Source organism: Mycobacterium sp. 1274761.0, assembly GCF_001668615.1.
Classification (GTDB): domain Bacteria; phylum Actinomycetota; class Actinomycetes; order Mycobacteriales; family Mycobacteriaceae; genus Mycobacterium.
This window is the reverse complement of record NZ_LZMC01000032.1, coordinates 14,016-30,976: the sequence shown is the minus strand read 5'-3', so window position 1 is coordinate 30,976 and position 16,961 is coordinate 14,016. Positions and strand designations below refer to the sequence as shown.

Here is a 16,961-nt window from a genome sequence, read left to right as displayed (position 1 = left end):
GTCACCCCCGGCCCAGGTTCAACCGCGAAGTCTCCAATGTGACTCCGGCAGCAGGTAACCGTGCCATCAGTGCATCGCCCATCGCAGAGGCGGGTGTCAGTACGCCACGCAGATCCGAGAGCCGGTCACGGTCCTTGGCCAGCGCCAAACCACTCTCGCCGAGCAGCACCGAGGTGGCCTTGTAACCGGGGTCACCCTTCTGTGACATCGTGGCGCGATAGCGGGCCCCGGTGGTCGTAGTGGTGTACGTCTCGACGGTGTAGTGCCCACGCTCGCGCGTACGTTCGCTCGGGCCGGTGCCGGGCTTGGGCAGGACGCGGTCGATGAGGCTTTCCGGCACTTTGTCGAGAAAGCGGCTGGCCAGACTGGTTGTGGCGGCGTTGCCGCCCGCCGACAGTGCCGCGACGACCGGCGCCGCCAGCGAGCGGCCGACGCTCATCTGCTCTGCGTATTCGAGCCGCCGACCGTAGGCGTAGTCGAGTAAAGCGTTGCTGCGCCGCACGATTCGGGTGTTCACGATCGCCATCACGAACGGGCCGACCCAGTAGCCGGTCAGTTCCGGAGCGATGTCGCGACCCCTTCGCCAGCGCAGATCGGGCTGTGCGCCGAACTCCGGTTCCGCGCTGCGGTCCGGCGTCAACGTGTAGGGATCTTCGATCAACCGGCGGACTTCGGCGTCGGCGGAGGCGACCCGCATCACCTCGGTCATCGACGCCGCGGTACCACCCGATACCCCGCCGGCCATCGAGCGCACCACCAGATTCGTGTCGCCGAGCTCACCAGCGCCGTCCTGCTCAGCGCGGCGGTACAGCGCGAAAACGGTGAGATCTGAAGGGATCGAATCGAATCCGCACGAGTGGACGATGCGGGCACCGGTGTCAGCGGCCTGCTTGTGATACAGGTCGATGCTCTGGCGGATGAAATTCGTCTCGCCGGTCAGGTCCGCATAGTCGGTGCCCGCGGCCGCGCACGCGGCAACGAGCGGCAACCCGTATTTGGCATATGGACCGACCGTCGTCACCACCACCTGCGTGCGCTCGGCCATCGCCGTGAGAGTCGTCGGCTGTGACGCATCGGCGGTGATCAGCGGCCAGTCTTGCGCGCTCTGGCCCAACGACTCGCGCACCGCCTGCAGTTTCTCCGTAGAACGCCCAGCAAGGGCGATCCGGGCGTCCCCACCCGCTGCCGCTAGGTACTCGGCGGTGAGCTTGCCGACGAATCCGGTAGCTCCGTACACGACGATGTCGAATTCACGCTCGGTGCTCATCGCTAGCGACGCTACCCCAGCGTCTCAGCCAGCTCGCCTTTCTCGCCGAGGACATGCTCGGCCAGAAACGCAATCATGACCTGGTACCAGATCTTGGCGTTCTGCGGTGACAGGATCCAGTGGTTCTCCGACGGGTAGTAGAGGAAGCGGTGCGGGCTCGTGCCGTCGTCGGCGGCGGGCAGACCGGATTCGGAGAGCAGCTCGTACCACAGCCGCAGCGCCTCGCCGATGGGCACGCGATAATCCTTGTCACCGTGGATGACAAGCATCGGCGTTGTGATATCGCTGACGAATCGGTGCGGCGAATTGGCTTCGGCCATCTCCGGCGTCATCTCGCGCCGCCAGTAATAGGCGGCGTCGGTGGTGGCGTTGAATGCCTCGAGCGCCCACAGGCTCGCGTGTGTGACGATCGCGCGGAACCGGTCGGTGTGTCCGGCGATCCAGTTGGCCATGTAACCGCCGAACGAACCGCCCATCGCCGCGGTGCGGGTGGGATCGATCCGGGGATGTGCGCACGCCGCATCCGTCGCCGCCATCAGGTCGTCGAACGGCGCGTCTCCCCAGTTGCCCCACCCCCGCTGGACGAAGTCTTGGCCGTAACCGGTCGACAGAGCGGGATCGGGCAGCAATACGGCGTAGCCGCGGGCCGCGAGCACCCACGGGTTCCATCGCCACTGCCACGAGTTCCAACTCGCCAGCGGTCCACCGTGAATCCACAGCAGCAGCGGAGCCGGCGTCTGCGTCTCGGGCAGCACCAACCACGAACGCACAGCGGCACCGTCGGAAACCTTCGCCGTGAGCTCGGTCAGTGTTCCCGGCAGCGGAGGCAATTCGACACACGGCAACGCGGTGACGGTGCCGTCGTCGATGCGGACGGGATGCGGCGGAGCGGCGTAGGAGCTCCGCAACGCGTAGACGACGCCGCCTGGCGCGGCCGCCACGTCGGTATAGGCATAGTCATCGGCGGTCAACTGCTCGACGGTGCCGTCGCCCAGCCCGACCCGGAAGACTGGACACCGGCCGCCGTCGTCGGCGGTGACGATCATCGTCTGCCCGTCGTGCGACCAGGTGACCGAAATCGGCCAGCGGTCCCAGTGCGCGGCGACTGTGTCGCGCTCTTCGCCGAACTTTAGATGCCTCAAACTGATTCGCGGAGCCACGTCAGGTGTCGAGTATGACTCGCGAACGAAGGCGACCGCTGATCCGTCCGGCGAGATGACCGGGCTCCACAAATCGGCGTCGGGGTCGTCGGCGATGACGGTCTGTTCGCCGGAGGCGAGGTCGATACGCACCAGCACCGAGTGCACAGATGCGCCACGCGCAGGCTGCTGCCATGACGTGACCGCGAAGCCCCCGTCGGAGCTGATGTCGACATTGGCGTCGCGCAGCGCCCCGCCGGGCTGCGGCGTGAGGTCCGACGACTCGCCCACACCGGCGAGGTTCACCGCGAAGAGATGCGCTGCGGCGGGCCCGATATCCCTGTCCCAGTGCCGGATTGGATAACTGGTGTGCACGATCGCGGTGACCTTGTTGTCCTTGCGCAGCTGTCGGAGTCTGCGGTCGTCGTCGACGTCGCGGGCCGACGGTAACAACGGGGTGCGCACCACCGCGGTCGCGCTGCCACGCGCGGCCTTGGCTAGCTCGACTCCGCCCGGCGGCGTGAAGACGTCGACCGCCTCGCCACCGGCCGCTGGTAGCCGCCACAGTGCTGCGGGCGGATCGTCGTCGTCGTCTCTCGGGCGAGCTGAGACGAACAACAGGTCACCGTCGGACGTGAACGCAGGTGACGATTCACCTTTGGCCCCGCGGGTCAACCGCCGCGCCGGTGCGCGGCCGGCCGGGTCGAGTTCCCAGATCGCGGTGATGTATTCGGTGCGCTTCTCGTTGAGTTCGCTGATGGTCGTCACCACCCGCGAGCCGTCCGGCGAGACCGCCAGCCCGGCTACGCGCGGCAGGGCGAAGTAGTCGTCGAGATCGCCGAACGGCGTTTCGCTCATGCGACGTTCGTAGCACAGGCCGCGACACCGTCAGCCATAAAAGGCGTTAGGTTCGGTTGGTGGCCCAGCAGTATTTCCTTGTCGTTGGAGCGGGAATCGCGGGCCTGGCGACCGCCGTCGCACTACAGCGCCACGGCCACGACGTCGCCGTCCTCGAGAGCCGAGCCGACACCACGGCCGGCGCCGGCATCAGCATCTGGCCCAATGCGCTCGCAGCCCTTGATCACATCGGTCTCGGCGACGCGGTCCGAGCGGCCGGAGGTCGCGTCACCGCGGGCGCCATGCGCTGGCGAGACGGCACATGGTTGCGCCGGCCGTCACCCGAGCGGATGGTCAAGGCCCTCGGCGAGCCGCTCGTCGTGGTGCGCCGTTCGGATCTCAACACGGTGCTGGCCGGCGCTCTGGCGAGCGGGACCGTGCAGACCGGCGTCACGGTGACCGACGTGACGGCGACGACCGGCGGCGTCCGCGTTGCGCTGTCGGATTCGACGACCCTGGAGGCGACCGCGCTGGTGGGTGCCGACGGGACGCATTCGGTGGTGGCCCGTCACCTCAACGGGCCGCTGTACAACCGGTACGTCGGCTACACGGCATGGCGAGGAATCGCCGCCGCGCAGATCGATCCCGATCTCGCCGGCGAGACCATGGGGCCGGGACTCGAATGCGGGCACGTGCCACTGGGCGCCCACCACACCTACTGGTTCGCGACGGAGCGTGCACCTGAGGGCGCCACGGCACCGCACGGCGAGCTCGCGTATCTCAAGGGCCGGTTCGGGTCGTGGGCCGAGCCGCTGCCCGCCCTTCTGGCCGCGACCGATCCGGACACCGTGCTGCGCAATGACCTGTACGACCGCGACCAGGCCCGCGTCTGGTCGCGAGGTCCGGTGCTCGTGGTCGGCGACGCCGCCCACCCGATGCGCCCGCATCTGGGCCAGGGTGGCTGTCAGGGGTTGGAGGACGCTGCGATCCTGGCCGACTTCGTCGACGAATGCGGAGATCCGGCGACGGCGTTCGCGCGGTTCGCCGCGTTTCGTAAGCAGCGGGTCCTGGCGCTGGTGCGGGAGTCGGCGACCATCGGCAGGATCGTCAACCTGCGGCCGGCGATTCTCAGCGCCGCGGCCAGCCGAGCCAGCGCAGTGGTGCCGGAGGCGATGCTGGCAAGGCACCTCGCCACAATCGCCGCACGGACAGCTTTCAGGGCTCCGACGACGGCGTCAGCCTAGGCCCAGCGGGCCCAGGAACGTCGAGCACAGCGCATGGACGTCGACGATGCCCAGGATGGCCCCGCCGCGCACGGCCTTGCAGCCGGTCCCCGACGGGCCTGCTGGACCCGCCGCCGCGGTCCACAGGCCGGGGCCACCCGCGGCCGAGCCGCACTTCGGCCATGCTTTCAACCCCTGGGTGCGCAGGACGTTCTCTGCGACCCTGATCTGGTCCTCACGGGAGGCTGCGGCCGGCGAGCCGACACCGCCATTGGCCGACCAAGTCGACGGCTTGAACTGCAACCCGCCGTATGCCCCGTTTCCGGTATTCGTCGACCAATTCCCGCCGGATTCGCACTGAGCAATCGCATCCCAGTCCACGCTGTCGGCATTCGCAGCCGCTGAGAGCCCCAATGAGGCAAACGAAAGTGCCCCGGCAATTGCGACGAGCCAACCAGCCTTCTTCGCCGTCCGGATGAACGCGTTGCGCTCCTTCATCACTGTGGTCCTTCCCCGACCTTGCAACTAGTGGGTCTTTCGAGTTGGAAGTGTCAGGCGTTACAAGGGAGGTATGTGCGCGTTATCGAGACGGGATAGACCGCAGCTAGCGATGGGACAAATGAGTAAAGAACGCCAAATGAGCTAATAGAGCTATCTGATCTTAAAGTGACTGAAGTGATTGGTGTGACAAATGTGATGAAAGGTGCCGGGCCCCGTAGGACCCGGCACCTAATTCACGTTCAGTGAATCTTCTTGGGTTTAGCCCCGCCTGCCGCAGACCGGCCAAGCGCCGATGCCCTGCGACCGCAGCACGTTGTTAGCCACCCGGATCTGCTCCTCGCGGCTGGCGTTGTGGGGCGAGCCGTTGCCGCCATTGGCACGCCAGGTGCTCATGGTGAACTGCAGGCCGCCGTAGAAGCCATTACCTGTGTTGGTGGACCAGTTGCCGCCCGACTCGCAAGACGCGACGGCGTCCCAGTTCACACCGCTGTCCGCATTCGCGGTACCGGTCGCCAACGCCATCGGTGCCAGGGCCAGTGCCCCCGCGATGGTGGCCAGCCCGAACGTAGTGCGGATGTTCTTCACTGCTTTCCTTTCGCCAAGCGCGCGCCAATAACGCCCGCATCCGCGGGCGCGTGTGCCGTTTCAGGCAAAGGTTTGGGCCGTGCCGTCTCGGTCAGGCACGACAGGGGGAGCGACACATCACTCCGCCGGGATTCACACCCAGCGCCCACAGACGGCAATCCCCGCCGTCCGCGGCCCCGCTCACACGCAGGTTCGTGGTTTTGAATTATTTGCTCGTTTTGGAGCCGGTGAGGAACCTACAAATCGTTTGAGACAAAGTCATATCGGGTATCTCGAAAGTCTCGACAGGATCACGGTTTGATCACGGCCCGTATCTTGCGTCGTTAGCGCAGGTCACCGTGGCGTGTCGGGCCCGGTTACGCACATACCGTCAGCAGCTGCGTGCGTGACTCAAATCACGGGTTAATTGTGTCCTGGGACACGCTGAAACCTGCTGACAGCAGGGCCGAATCTGTGCTGAATGTCCTCAGAAGCCGCTCCGCAAGCCACTTTTCGTTATTTTAAACGCCGAAGCGGTTCGCTGTTAAGCTGTTTCGCCGAAAACCTACTTAACCTCTTGTGTCGCAACGCTTTATCACCAGCTCAGCGTTCTCGCGGCGAGTGACCGCACAACAGAGCGAAATGTCCGGATTCCACGAAAGATACTGAGGCCGTAAAACTTTCAGTAGACATGTGCTACAGCTCAGCCGCCCCTGCCGATCCGTCAGGCAGCAGGCGCAGCGTTTTTGAGGGGATCACGACCAAACTTGTGCAAGGCCTTGGCCCAAATGTCATCCGCCGTTTCACGCTGTAGCAGGGGAAATTACGAGACCAGTGACGTCAAATCAGTTGTGGCGCAGGCGATCCGCAGAGATCAACCGGCCGCCGCCTGTGGTTGTCGTATTGCGCAAAGACCACGAAATAATTTCGGTGGATTAACGACGCGGTCGATCCGAATTCCAGAGACAAATTCGGAAATACCGCACCGCGAATTTGCTGCCACCATTACCGGAGGTAATAACCGCCGATTCAGGCCACGTCGGCGGCGGTGTTCACGTTCGTCAGCGCCCGTTGCGTGGGCATCACGATTCGCTGCGTGTCGACGGTCTCGACCAAGGCGCGCATGCTTCGCTCCCCTGCCGCGACCAGCGCGTCGACCCGGTCAGCCAACGAGGTGCGATAGACACCCGCCAGGTAGTGGTCGCGCCCGTCCCACGGCAGCACCACGTCGACGCCGAGCCGGCCCGCGTGCTCTGCGAGTTCGTCGACGAGCTCCGTGGTCATGTGCGGCATGTCGACTGCGCACACGAAGGCCAGCTCGCAGCCCGCGTCCGCGGCGGCCCGCAGGCCCCGCCCGGTCGCCAGCAGCGGGCCCACTCCGCGGACCTCGTCACGCAGGATCTCAGCCTGCAGCTCCGGTAACGGTTGTCCGGGTGCGGCGACGACGAATACCGGCGTGCAGCGGGCGCTCAGGGCCGAAACGACGAGCTCCACCATCGGGGTGCCGTCGAACAGCATGGTGGCCTTGTCACGGCCCATCCGGCGGGACGCACCGCCCGCCAAAACGACAGCAGCTAGCGCTACAGGCGATGTCACGTCGAAAAGATTAGTCGACGGTCCAAGTATCTTTGCCACGCAGCAGGGCCTGCAGCGCCGCCGTGTCGTGCGGCTTGGCGTCGCGGGCCGAAGCCACCTGTTGACGCGCCGCATCGTCGTACGTCGGCTTGCTGACCTGGCGGAAGATACCCATCACCATGTGCTCGAGGTTCTGCTCGGACAACCGGGACAACGCGAACGCATACGCCGGGTCGTGCACCTGCGCGTTGTGCACGACGATCTCGTCGGCCGAGACGTCGGCCGTCTTGGCCACCTCGAGGCCGTAGCCGGACTGGACCACGCAGTACTCGCCGTCGGCGCCGAAGGTGATCGGTTCGCCATGGTGGAGGTTGATGAGCCGCTCCTCGGCGCCTTCCTTGCGCAGCGCGTCGAACGAACCGTCGTTGAAGATCGGGCAATCCTGCAGGATCTCGACGAGCGCAGCGCCGCGGTGTGCGGCGGCGGCGCGCAGCACCTCCGACAGGCCTTTGCGGTCGGAGTCCAGCGCTCGGCCGACGAACGTAGCGTCGGCGCCCAGCGCCAGCGACACCGGGTTGAACGGATAGTCCAGCGACCCCATCGGGGTGGACTTGGTGATCTTGCCGGTCTCAGAGGTCGGCGAGTACTGACCCTTGGTCAGCCCGTAGATCCGGTTGTTGAACAGCAGGATCGTAATGTTGACGTTGCGGCGCAGCGCGTGGATCAGGTGATTGCCGCCGATCGACAACGAGTCGCCGTCACCGGTGACCACCCACACCGACAGATCCGGACGGGCCAGCGCCAAGCCCGTGGCGATGGTCGGGGCGCGGCCATGGATCGAGTGGAAACCGTAGGTCTCCAGGTAGTACGGGAACCGGCTGGAGCAGCCGATGCCGCTGACGAACGCGATGTTCTCGCGGCGCAGCCCGAGTTCGGGTAGGAAATTGCGAATCGTGTTGAGGATGACGTAGTCACCGCAGCCGGGGCACCAGCGGACCTCCTGGTCGCTAGTGAAGTCCTTTGCCTTCTGCGGTTCGTCGGTCGTCGGCACCCCGGCGATGCCGGGGGTCAGACCGAGGTCGGTTCCTACTAGGTCAGTCATGCGCTAGCTCCCACGCCAGTTTCCACAGTGGCCGCCGCCAACCGCGCGAACTTGGCCTTGTCGCTTTCCTTTTCACCAAGCGTTCCGTCCAGGGCGGCATCGATGATGCCTTCGACCTCGTCGGCCAGGAACGCCATGCCTTCCACCTTCGTCACCGATTGCACGTCAACCAGGAACTTGCCACGGAGCAGCAACGCGAGCTGACCGAGGTTCATCTCCGGCAGCACCACCTTCGGGTAGCGGCGCAGCACCTCGCCCAGGTTCGCCGGGAAGGGGTTGAGGTTACGCAGCTGAGCGTGGGCGACCTTGATGCCCTTGCGCCGCGCACGCCGGCACGCCTCGCCGATCGGGCCGTACGAGCTACCCCAACCCAGCATCAGCAGCTCGGCGTCGCCGGTCGGGTCGTCGACCTCGAGATCGGGCACGGAGATGCCGTCGATCTTGGCCTGGCGCAGCCGCACCATCAGGTCGTGGTTCTTGGGCTCGTAGGAGATGTTTCCCGAGCCGTTCGCGGCCTCCAGCCCGCCGATGCGGTGCTCGAGACCCGGTGTCCCCGGCACCGCGAACTGGCGTGACAGGGTCTCCGGATCCCGGGCGTAGGGCTGGAACGGCTCGCCGGGCCTTGCGAAGGTGTGCATGATCCGCGGGTACATGCTGACGTCCGGAATCTGCCACGGCTCAGAACCGTTCGCGATGGCGCCGTCGGACAGGATCATCACCGGCGTGTGGTAAGTCACCGCGATGCGCGCGGCCTCTACCGCCACGTCGAAGCAGTCCGACGGTGAGCGCGGCGCGAGGATCGCGACGGGCGACTCCCCGTTGCGGCCGAACATCGCCTGCAGCAGGTCGGCCTGCTCGGTCTTGGTCGGCAGACCCGTCGAGGGACCGCCACGCTGCACATCGATGACAATCAGCGGAAGCTCGGTCATCACGGCCAGGCCGATGGCTTCCGACTTCAACGAAATGCCGGGACCGGAGGTGCTGGTGACGCCGAGCGCCCCGCCGTACGATGCGCCGATGGCCGCACCGATGCCCGCGATCTCGTCTTCGGCCTGAAACGTCAGGATGTTGAAGTTCTTGTGCTTGGACAACTCGTGGAGGATGTCCGACGCGGGGGTGATCGGGTAGGTGCCGAGCACCAGCTGAATGTCGGCCAGCTGGCCGGCAGCGATAAGCCCGTACGCCAGTGCGGTGTTGCCCGAAATCTGGCGGTACTCACCGGATTTCAGCTTCGCGGGCGCCACCTCGTAGGTGCTGGCGAACGCCTCGGTGGTCTCGCCGTAGTTCCAGCCCGCCTTCAACGCCAGCACGTTGGCCTCGGCGATGTCGGGTTTGCGGGCGAACTTCTCGCGGATGAACGCTTCACTGTGCTCGAGCTCGCGGCCGTACATCCATGACAGGAGGCCCAGCGCGAACATGTTCTTGGCGCGCTGGCCGTCTTTCTTGGACGCGCCGATCGACTCGACGGCGCCCAGCGTGAGGGTCGTCATCGGGACGGCCTGCACGACGTAGTCGGACAGCTCGTCGGTCTCCAGCGGGTTGGCGTCATAGCCCACCTTGGCGAGGTTGCGTTTGGTGAACTCGTCGGAGTTGGCGATCACCAGGCCGCCGCGCGGCAGGTCGGAGATGTTGGCCTTGAGCGCCGCGGGGTTCATCGCGACGAGGACGTCGGGACGATCGCCCGCGGTGAGGATGTCGTAGTCGGCGATCTGAATCTGGAACGACGAAACACCGGGCAGCGTGCCTGCTGGTGCGCGGATCTCGGCGGGGTAATTCGGTTGCGTGGCAAGGTCATTGCCGAACAGCGCCGCCTCGGAGGTGAAGCGGTCACCGGTGAGCTGCATGCCGTCGCCCGAGTCGCCGGCGAACCGAATGACAACCTTTTCCAGCTTCTGACGAGTCTGCGTGCTGGCTCCGTTGCCGTTCGGACTCACGACCCCTGCCTTTCGCTCTGCGTTACCGGTGCGCGCCTCAGTCGCGGGCTGGTCGCGCCATCGGTGCAGATGTTCCCAAGATTTGATGTCACTCTCAGTACCGATTAAACCACTTCTCTTAGGCTGTAAGTCCGCCGACGCGCGGTCGAGTCGCCGGTCATTGTGGACCGTTCGTACTGGTCACTGGCGTGTGCCGCACCCAGATGAGACAAAACTGTGTCGTTCGTCACTTAGTGGGACACAACCTTTTTAAGGAAATTGTTACCGGTCGGTAGCTGTCTGCTAGCACTCGCTGCCGCCCGGTGCGGATCAGTGGCGTGCGGTGAGATGGGCGTCCGTAGATTGGGCATCATGGGACGGGTCACCGCGCGGCGCAAGGCCAGCCACCTCGCCGCTGGTGAGGAGGTGACGCGACCCGAGACGCTCGTGGTCGAGGAACCTTTGGAGATCCGCGTCAACGGCAAGCCGGTCACCGTCACCATGCGCACGCCGGGTGCCGACGTCGAACTGGCTCAAGGCTTCCTTCTGACCGAGGGCGTCATCGGCCACCGTGACGACCTGGCCACCGTGCGCTACTGCAAGGGCACCGGACCCGACGACCTGAACACCTACAACGTTCTCGACGCGACCCTGTCCCCCGGCGTCGCGATGCCGCAGGTCGACATCACCCGCAACTTCTACACAACGTCGTCGTGTGGGGTATGCGGCAAAGCGTCGCTGGAAGCAGTGCGTACCATCAGCCGCTATTCCCCCGGTGACGACGCAACCCAGGTCGCGGCGGACGCCCTGTCAGCCATGCCCGAGTTGTTGCGCACTGAGCAAAAGGTGTTCGCCAGCACCGGCGGCCTGCACGGCGCCGCGCTGTTCGACGCCACCGGCGGTCTGCTGGCTGTGCGGGAGGACATCGGCAGGCACAACGCCGTCGACAAGGTGATCGGCTGGGCCGTCGAACAGAACAAGGTCCCGCTCACCGAGACCGTGCTATTGGTCAGCGGCCGCGCCTCGTTCGAGCTCACCCAGAAAGCCGTGATGGCCGGCATTCCGGTGATGGCCGCGGTATCCGCACCGTCGTCGCTGGCCGTGGATCTCGCGAGCCAGTCCGGGGTGACCCTGGTGGCGTTTCTGCGCGGCGATTCGATGAACGTCTACACCCGCCCCGACCGCATTCAGAGATAGCCCGCAGTCCGCCTACCTGCAATCTCCAGCTGATCTCCATACAGCCTCCAAGCTTGGGTTCCTGATCTGCGACAGCCTTTCGTCATCGCAAGCAGGCGAAGTGCTTGCGCCCAACGAAAGGTTCGACATGTTCAAGATCGCGATCACGGGCCTCACCGCCGGCGCGTTGACCGCTGCGACCCTGGGGCTGGCCGGAACCGCCGCAGCCTTCCCGGGCAGCGGCAGCGCCGAGGACACCGTCACCGGCCTGAAAGCCGATGGGTTCCAGGTGGCCCTCAACGGAAGCACCAACAACCAGCCGCTGTCGCGCTGCTCGGTTCAGGGCCTGCACCCGTTGACATCCGGACTGGCCAGGCTTTCGCCGGCCGAGAAGCAGAACACCGTTGTGTTCATTGACCTCTCGTGCCCCGACCACTGATGGCTGAGATATTGATCCCCGCGCTGTCGCCCGCCGGGCACTTCGCGCCGATGCTGAACATCGCGCGCGGCCTCGTCGACCGTGGAGACAGGGTCACCCTGCTGTCCGGATATGTGCGTCGCGCCCGTGAACTGGAGGCGGCCGATGCGCAGCGCGACGGCGTCGCCGAGATCGCGGCATTGGTCGACGAGGTCACCGGCGAACTGGTGGCGTCATGACGTGCGCCGACCCGTTCAACCGACCGCCCGATTCGAGTAGTCGACTACGCGTGCCCGCGCAACACCGCGAGGAAAAGGTGGATGCATGGTCAGCAACCTGCAGTTCGCCGCCGTCGCGGCCTACCTGCTGTGGTGCTTGTTCGCGTCGCTGACCAACTAGCAACGCGGTCGGTGGGCGTCGTTCGAGGGGGTCGACGTCCCCGGCCGTGTGCTCAGGCGGACTTGTCGCGGCGCTCCGGCCGAGCAGGCTTGCGCGGCACGATCGTCGGCAGCACGTTGTCGTCGACGGTCTCCTTGGTCACCACGACCTTGGCGACGTCGTCACGGCTGGGGATGTCATACATCACGGGCAGCAGGACTTCCTCCATGATCGCGCGCAGGCCGCGGGCACCGGTGCCGCGGTGGATGGCCTGATCGGCGATGGCCTCGAGCGCCTCGTCGGTGAACTCCAGCTCCACGCCGTCCATCTCGAACAGCCGCGTGTACTGCTTCACCAACGCGTTCTTGGGCTCGGAGAGGATCTTGACCAGCGATTCCTTGTCGAGGTTCGTCACCGATGCCACGACGGGCAGGCGGCCGATGAACTCGGGGATCAGCCCGAACTTGATCAGGTCTTCGGGCATGACCTCGGCGAAGTGATCCTGGGTGTCGATCTCGGCCTTGGAATGCACCTCGGCGCCGAAGCCCAGCCCGCGCTTGCCGACGCGATCGGAGACGATCTTCTCCAGCCCCGCGAAGGCGCCCGCCACGATGAACAACACATTGGTGGTGTCGATCTGGATGAATTCCTGGTGCGGGTGCTTGCGGCCGCCCTGCGGAGGCACCGACGCCTGCGTGCCCTCGAGGATCTTCAGCAGCGCTTGCTGCACACCCTCGCCGGACACGTCGCGGGTGATCGATGGGTTCTCGCTCTTGCGGGCGATCTTGTCGACCTCGTCGATATAGATGATGCCGGTCTCGGCGCGCTTGACGTCGTAGTCGGCGGCCTGAATGAGCTTGAGCAGTATGTTCTCGACGTCCTCACCGACGTAGCCGGCCTCGGTCAGCGCGGTGGCGTCGGCGATGGCGAACGGGACGTTGAGCATCTTGGCCAGCGTCTGCGCGAGGTAGGTTTTGCCGCAGCCGGTGGGGCCGAGCATCAGGATGTTGGACTTGGCCAGCTCGACGGTCTCCGAGCGGGAGTCGCGCGTCTTCTCGCCGGCCTGGATTCGCTTGTAGTGGTTGTAGACGGCCACGGCCAGGGTCCGCTTGGCGGTGTCCTGTCCGATGACATAGCCCTCGAGGAACTCGCGGATCTCCGCCGGCTTGGGCAGCTCGTCGAGTTTGACGTCGTCGGCATCGGCCAGCTCCTCTTCGATGATCTCGTTGCAGAGATCGATGCACTCGTCGCAGATATATACGCCGGGGCCGGCGATCAGCTTTTTAACCTGCTTCTGACTCTTCCCGCAGAACGAGCACTTCAGCAGGTCACCGCCGTCTCCAATACGCGCCATGGTGGTGAAGTCCCTACTTCCTGTCGAAGTCGTTCTCTGTCAAGCCTTGGGGGCTGTCGGGGCGTTTACCCGACGCTACCCGTAGTTTCCGGCGCGGTGCGACCGATAAAGCCGAATCGCGTCGGTGGTATTCAGCTGTGTTTGCGTCAACATATCGCCTCACGCGTCCCACGACCCCCGTGACGCACCGCCGTGTCTCTGGCGTGTCGCTGCCGTTATCGCACCGAGAGGCGCCGAGAAGAGCGTGGAGTTGCGATGTGGCGTTCGCAGCCTTCAACCATACCGTGTGAGAAGCGCCGGGGAGCTGGCCAGCGAAGTCGCCCCGCAAACGCCGAAACTGCGCGCAGATCGCGGGATTCGGTCCAGCCGCGATCTGTAGGCAGTCTCGATGAGAACGGATCAGGCCGTCTGCGCGGAGAGCTTGCGGTATTCGAGCACCGTGTCGATGACGCCGTACTCCTTGGCCTCCTCGGCCGTGAGGATCTTGTCGCGATCGGTGTCCTTGCGGATGGTCTCGGGATCCTTGCCGGTGTGCCGGGCCAGGGTGACTTCCATCAGCGTGCGCATGCGCTCGATTTCCTTGGCCTGGATCTCCAGATCGGAGAACTGGCCCTGGATGACGCCGGCGAGCGCGGGCTGGTGAATCAGCACGCGGGCGTTGGGCAGCGCGAGACGCTTGCCGGGCGTGCCGGCGGCGAGCAGCACCGCGGCGGCCGATGCGGCCTGGCCGAGGCACACCGTCTGAATGTCGGCGCGCACGTACTGCATGGTGTCGTAGATCGCCATCAAGCTCGTGAACGAGCCGCCCGGCGAGTTGATGTACATGGTGATGTCGCGGTCGGGATCAAGCGATTCCAGCACCAGCAGCTGCGCCATGATGTCGTTGGCTGACGCGTCGTCCACCTGCACGCCGAGGAAGATGATGCGCTCCTCGAACAGCTTGTTGTACGGGTTGGACTCCTTGACGCCGAAGCTCGAGTGCTCGATGAACGACGGGAGGATGTAGCGCGCCTGGGGCTGCAGGCGCGCGTCGGTGTGGTCGGTCATTTGTCCAGTCCTGCCGTCGGTCCCGAGCCGTTGAGGCTCGCGCTGGTGATGATGTGGTCGACGAAGCCGTACTCGAGGGCTTCCTGCGCGGTGAACCAGCGGTCGCGGTCGGAGTCGGCTTCGATGCGCTCGATGGTCTGTCCGGTGAATTCGGCGTTGAGGCGGAACATCTCCTTCTTGATGACCGCGAACTGCTCGGCCTGGATGGCGATGTCGGCCGCGCCGCCGGTGATGCCGCCGAGCGGCTGGTGCATCAGGATGCGGGCGTGCGGCAGGGCGTAGCGCTTGCCCTTGGTGCCCGCGGCGAGCAGGAACTCACCCATCGAGGCGGCCATGCCCATGGCATAGGTTGCAACGTCGCACGGCGCGAGCACCATGGTGTCGTAGACGGCCATGCCAGCGCTGATCGAACCACCGGGCGAATTGATGTAGAGGTGGATGTCCTTGGTGGGGTCCTCGGCGGACAGCAGAAGGATCTGCGCGCACAGCTTGTTCGCGATGTCGTCGTCGACCTGTGACCCCAGGAAGATGATGCGCTCGGCGAGCAAGCGCTCATAGACGGAGTCGACGAGGTTCAGCCCTGCCCCGTTCGAACGCATGTCAGTCACGACTGGATACCTGCTTTCTTGATAGCTCTCCTGCGACATTAACCAACGGGCGCGGCGACGCACTCCTTGACAGGCGCGCGTTCGCTCAGAGCGTCACTGCGCGTCGTCGGACGCCTCGTCGTCGGTCTCGTCGTCGGTCTGGGCGTTCGCGGCTTCTACCTGCGCGGCGATCTGGGCAGCCACGTCGGCGGGGTCCGGACTGGTCGACGGGCCGAAGAACTCGGTGGTGTCGATCACGTTGCCGTTGGTGTCGGTGACGGTGGCGCCGTGCACGACGGCGGCGACGGCCAGGCCGCGGCGGACGTCGGCGAACATGACCGGCAGCTGGTTGTTCTGTTGCAGGTACTGCAGCAACTGCTGCGGTTCCAGGCCGTACTGACGCGACATCAGCACGAGCCGCTCGGTGAGGTCGTTCTGGCCGACCTGGATGTTGAGTTGATCGGCGATGGCGTCCATGACGAGCTGGGTCTTGACGGCGCGCTCGGCGTTTTCCTTGTTGTCTTTGTCGAACTCTTCGCGGCTGCTGCCCTGGGCCTCCAGCGCCTTGCCGAAGGCGTCCTCGTCATGGTCGAGGCTGTGGATGGCGTTGTGCACGGTGTCGTCGATCTGGGCCTGCACGATCTTCTCGGGCAGCGGAACCTCGATCTGGTCGAGGAGTGTCTCGAGGGCCTTGTCGCGGATCTGCTCGGCCTGCTGGACGCGCTTTGTGCGCTCGACCTGCTCCTTGAGGCTGGCTTTCAACTCGTCGATGGTATCGAATTCGCTTGCCAATTGCGCGAATTCGTCGTCGGCCTCGGGCAGCTCGCGTTCCTTGACGGAGTTGACGGTGACGGTCACCTGAGCCTCTTCGCCGGCGTGCTCACCGGCGACCAGCTTGGTGGTGAAGACCTTGGTCTCCCCTGCCTTGAGGCCGACGATCGCATCGTCGAGGCCCTCGATGAGCTGGCCGGAGCCGACCTCGTGGGACAGGCCTTCGGTCTTGGCCTCGGGCACGTCCTTGCCGTCGACGGAGGCCGACAGGTCGATGGAGACGAAGTCGCCGTTCTGGGCGGCGCGCTCGACGCCGGTCAGGGTGCCGAAGCGGGCGCGGAGGTTCTGCAGCTCGGCGTCGACGTCCTCGTCGGTGACCTCGATGGGGTCGACCTCGATCGTGAGCGCGTCGAGGTCGGGCAGCGTGATCTCGGGCCGGACGTCGACTTCGGCGGTGAAGACGAGTTCCTCGTTGTCCTCGAGCTTGGTGATCTCGATGTCGGGCTGGCCGAGCGGCTTCACTTCGCTCGTGGTGACGGCCTGGCTGTAGCGGCTGGGCAGGGCGTCGTTGACGACCTGCTGGAGGACGGCGCCGCGACCGATGCGGGCTTCGAGGAGCTTGCGGGGAGCCTTGCCGGGGCGGAAGCCGGGCAGGCGGACCTGCTGGGCGAGCTGGGCGAAGGCCCGGTCGAAGTCGGGTTCCAGCTCGGTGAAGGGCACCTCCACATTGATGCGAACCCGGGTGGGGCTCAACTGTTCGACGGTGCTCTTCACGTGTGGTGCTCCTCTTAGTTGTCTAGGCGACGGCTTGCTTCTGGTCGGGGTGACAGGATTTGAACCTGCGGCCTTCCGCTCCCAAAGCGGATGCGCTACCAAGCTGCGCTACACCCCGCGGACCACCGCAGATACTACGGCCCAGGCACGCCGAACCTTTAATTGGATTTGATTGGATTGCCGCCGGTACAGTGTTGTCCGCTGTACACGCGGGCGTAGCTCAATGGTAGAGCCCTAGTCTTCCAAACTAGCTACGCGGGTTCGATTCCCGTCGCCCGCTCCAACTGAGCACCCGTTGAGGGCGTTTTCCCAGCTAGTCACCGGTTCCGGTGCGG

General features: G+C 65.4%; 13 protein-coding genes, 2 tRNA genes and 2 pseudogenes. 5 read left to right on the top strand and 12 right to left on the bottom strand.

Annotation, left to right across the window (positions count from 1 at the left end; all coding sequences use genetic code 11):
- Nucleotide 1: 1 nt before the first annotated feature.
- Together A5651_RS05385 and A5651_RS05380 are read right to left on the bottom strand one after the other, a co-directional pair.
- Nucleotides 2-1,267, bottom strand: coding sequence for a trans-acting enoyl reductase family protein (locus A5651_RS05385; RefSeq protein ID WP_066976396.1), 1,266 nt, complete (start codon nt 1,265-1,267; stop codon nt 2-4).
- A gap of 11 nt (nt 1,268-1,278) precedes the next feature.
- Nucleotides 1,279-3,264, bottom strand: coding sequence for a S9 family peptidase (locus A5651_RS05380; RefSeq protein ID WP_066976393.1), 1,986 nt, complete (start codon nt 3,262-3,264; stop codon nt 1,279-1,281).
- Between the two features lie 59 nt (nt 3,265-3,323).
- Here A5651_RS05380 and A5651_RS05375 point away from each other — a divergent pair, with 59 nt between their 5' ends.
- Nucleotides 3,324-4,487, top strand: coding sequence for an FAD-dependent oxidoreductase (locus A5651_RS05375; RefSeq protein WP_066976390.1), 1,164 nt, complete (start codon nt 3,324-3,326; stop codon nt 4,485-4,487).
- On the opposite strand, the pseudogene A5651_RS26385 reads toward A5651_RS05375, so the two are convergent.
- The 5 genes and pseudogenes from A5651_RS26385 to A5651_RS05350 all read right to left on the bottom strand — a co-directional run.
- A pseudogene (locus tag A5651_RS26385) lies at nt 4,479-4,856 on the bottom strand (transglycosylase family protein); the annotation flags it as partial. The gene A5651_RS05375 and the pseudogene A5651_RS26385 sit on opposite strands and share 9 nt — an antisense overlap.
- Before the next feature lie 369 nt (nt 4,857-5,225).
- Nucleotides 5,226-5,453: pseudogene (locus A5651_RS05365) on the bottom strand (transglycosylase family protein); the annotation flags it as partial.
- A 1,107-nt stretch (nt 5,454-6,560) separates the two neighbouring features.
- The gene (mobA, locus tag A5651_RS05360; RefSeq protein ID WP_231988575.1) at nt 6,561-7,127 is read right to left on the bottom strand and encodes a molybdenum cofactor guanylyltransferase; all 567 of its coding nucleotides are present in this window, start codon (nt 7,125-7,127) and stop codon (nt 6,561-6,563) included.
- A 10-nt stretch (nt 7,128-7,137) separates the two neighbouring features.
- Nucleotides 7,138-8,208, bottom strand: a complete 1,071-nt coding sequence (locus A5651_RS05355; protein ID WP_066976377.1) for a 2-oxoacid:ferredoxin oxidoreductase subunit beta — start codon at nt 8,206-8,208, stop codon at nt 7,138-7,140.
- Nucleotides 8,205-10,142 carry a 2-oxoacid:acceptor oxidoreductase subunit alpha gene (locus tag A5651_RS05350; RefSeq protein WP_066976374.1) on the bottom strand — a complete coding sequence of 646 codons (1,938 nt, stop codon included), beginning with the start codon at nt 10,140-10,142 and terminating at the stop codon, nt 8,205-8,207. The genes A5651_RS05355 and A5651_RS05350 overlap by 4 nt, the downstream gene beginning before the upstream one ends.
- 351 nt (nt 10,143-10,493) lie before the next feature.
- On the opposite strand from A5651_RS05350, the gene fdhD reads away from it, so the two are divergent.
- The 3 genes from fdhD to A5651_RS05335 all read left to right on the top strand — a co-directional run bounded on the left by fdhD (nt 10,494) and on the right by A5651_RS05335 (nt 11,954).
- Nucleotides 10,494-11,318 (top strand): formate dehydrogenase accessory sulfurtransferase FdhD, encoded by an 825-nt coding sequence (gene fdhD, locus A5651_RS05345; protein WP_066976523.1) that lies wholly within the window; start codon nt 10,494-10,496, stop codon nt 11,316-11,318.
- Nucleotides 11,319-11,418: 100 nt separating this feature from the next.
- Nucleotides 11,419-11,736: a hypothetical protein gene (locus A5651_RS05340; protein ID WP_066976371.1), complete on the top strand. Its 318-nt coding sequence runs from the start codon at nt 11,419-11,421 to the stop codon at nt 11,734-11,736.
- Nucleotides 11,736-11,954, top strand: coding sequence for a hypothetical protein (locus tag A5651_RS05335; RefSeq protein ID WP_066976368.1), 219 nt, complete (start codon nt 11,736-11,738; stop codon nt 11,952-11,954). Before A5651_RS05340 ends, A5651_RS05335 begins: the two co-directional genes overlap by 1 nt.
- 212 nt (nt 11,955-12,166) lie before the next feature.
- Here A5651_RS05335 and clpX read toward each other — a convergent pair whose 3' ends face one another.
- The 5 genes from clpX to A5651_RS05310 all read right to left on the bottom strand — a co-directional run bounded on the left by clpX (nt 12,167) and on the right by A5651_RS05310 (nt 16,744).
- A complete protein-coding gene (gene clpX / locus A5651_RS05330) occupies nt 12,167-13,447 on the bottom strand; it encodes an ATP-dependent Clp protease ATP-binding subunit ClpX (protein ID WP_066976365.1) in 1,281 nt (426 codons plus the stop codon).
- 399 nt (nt 13,448-13,846) lie between these two features.
- On the bottom strand, nt 13,847-14,494 hold the full coding sequence (locus tag A5651_RS05325; RefSeq protein WP_066976362.1) for an ATP-dependent Clp protease proteolytic subunit: 648 nt from the start codon (nt 14,492-14,494) through the stop codon (nt 13,847-13,849).
- Nucleotides 14,491-15,141 (bottom strand): ATP-dependent Clp protease proteolytic subunit, encoded by a 651-nt coding sequence (locus A5651_RS05320; protein ID WP_197496551.1) that lies wholly within the window; start codon nt 15,139-15,141, stop codon nt 14,491-14,493. The genes A5651_RS05325 and A5651_RS05320 overlap by 4 nt, the downstream gene beginning before the upstream one ends.
- A gap of 54 nt (nt 15,142-15,195) precedes the next feature.
- Nucleotides 15,196-16,626, bottom strand: a complete 1,431-nt coding sequence (gene tig, locus A5651_RS05315) for a trigger factor (RefSeq protein WP_066976359.1) — start codon at nt 16,624-16,626, stop codon at nt 15,196-15,198.
- A gap of 41 nt (nt 16,627-16,667) precedes the next feature.
- A tRNA-Pro gene (locus A5651_RS05310) sits at nt 16,668-16,744 on the bottom strand.
- A 91-nt stretch (nt 16,745-16,835) separates the two neighbouring features.
- On the opposite strand from A5651_RS05310, the gene A5651_RS05305 reads away from it, so the two are divergent.
- Nucleotides 16,836-16,909, top strand: a tRNA-Gly gene (locus tag A5651_RS05305).
- The last annotated feature ends 52 nt before the right edge of the window (nt 16,910-16,961 follow it).

What these genes read in the sequence shown, in the direction of transcription:
- A5651_RS05325 (WP_066976362.1), bottom strand. Translation starts at nt 14,494, where the DNA reads ATGACCGACCACACCGACGCGCGCCTGCAGCCCCAGGCGCGCTACATC.
- A5651_RS05320 (WP_197496551.1), bottom strand. Translation starts at nt 15,141, where the DNA reads ATGTCGCAGGAGAGCTATCAAGAAAGCAGGTATCCAGTCGTGACTGAC.
- A5651_RS05380 (WP_066976393.1), bottom strand. Translation starts at nt 3,264, where the DNA reads ATGAGCGAAACGCCGTTCGGCGATCTCGACGACTACTTCGCCCTGCCG.
- A5651_RS05335 (WP_066976368.1), top strand. Translation starts at nt 11,736, where the DNA reads ATGGCTGAGATATTGATCCCCGCGCTGTCGCCCGCCGGGCACTTCGCG.
- clpX (WP_066976365.1), bottom strand. Translation starts at nt 13,447, where the DNA reads ATGGCGCGTATTGGAGACGGCGGTGACCTGCTGAAGTGCTCGTTCTGC.
- A5651_RS05385 (WP_066976396.1), bottom strand. Translation starts at nt 1,267, where the DNA reads ATGAGCACCGAGCGTGAATTCGACATCGTCGTGTACGGAGCTACCGGA.
- fdhD (WP_066976523.1), top strand. Translation starts at nt 10,494, where the DNA reads ATGGGACGGGTCACCGCGCGGCGCAAGGCCAGCCACCTCGCCGCTGGT.
- A5651_RS05355 (WP_066976377.1), bottom strand. Translation starts at nt 8,208, where the DNA reads ATGACTGACCTAGTAGGAACCGACCTCGGTCTGACCCCCGGCATCGCC.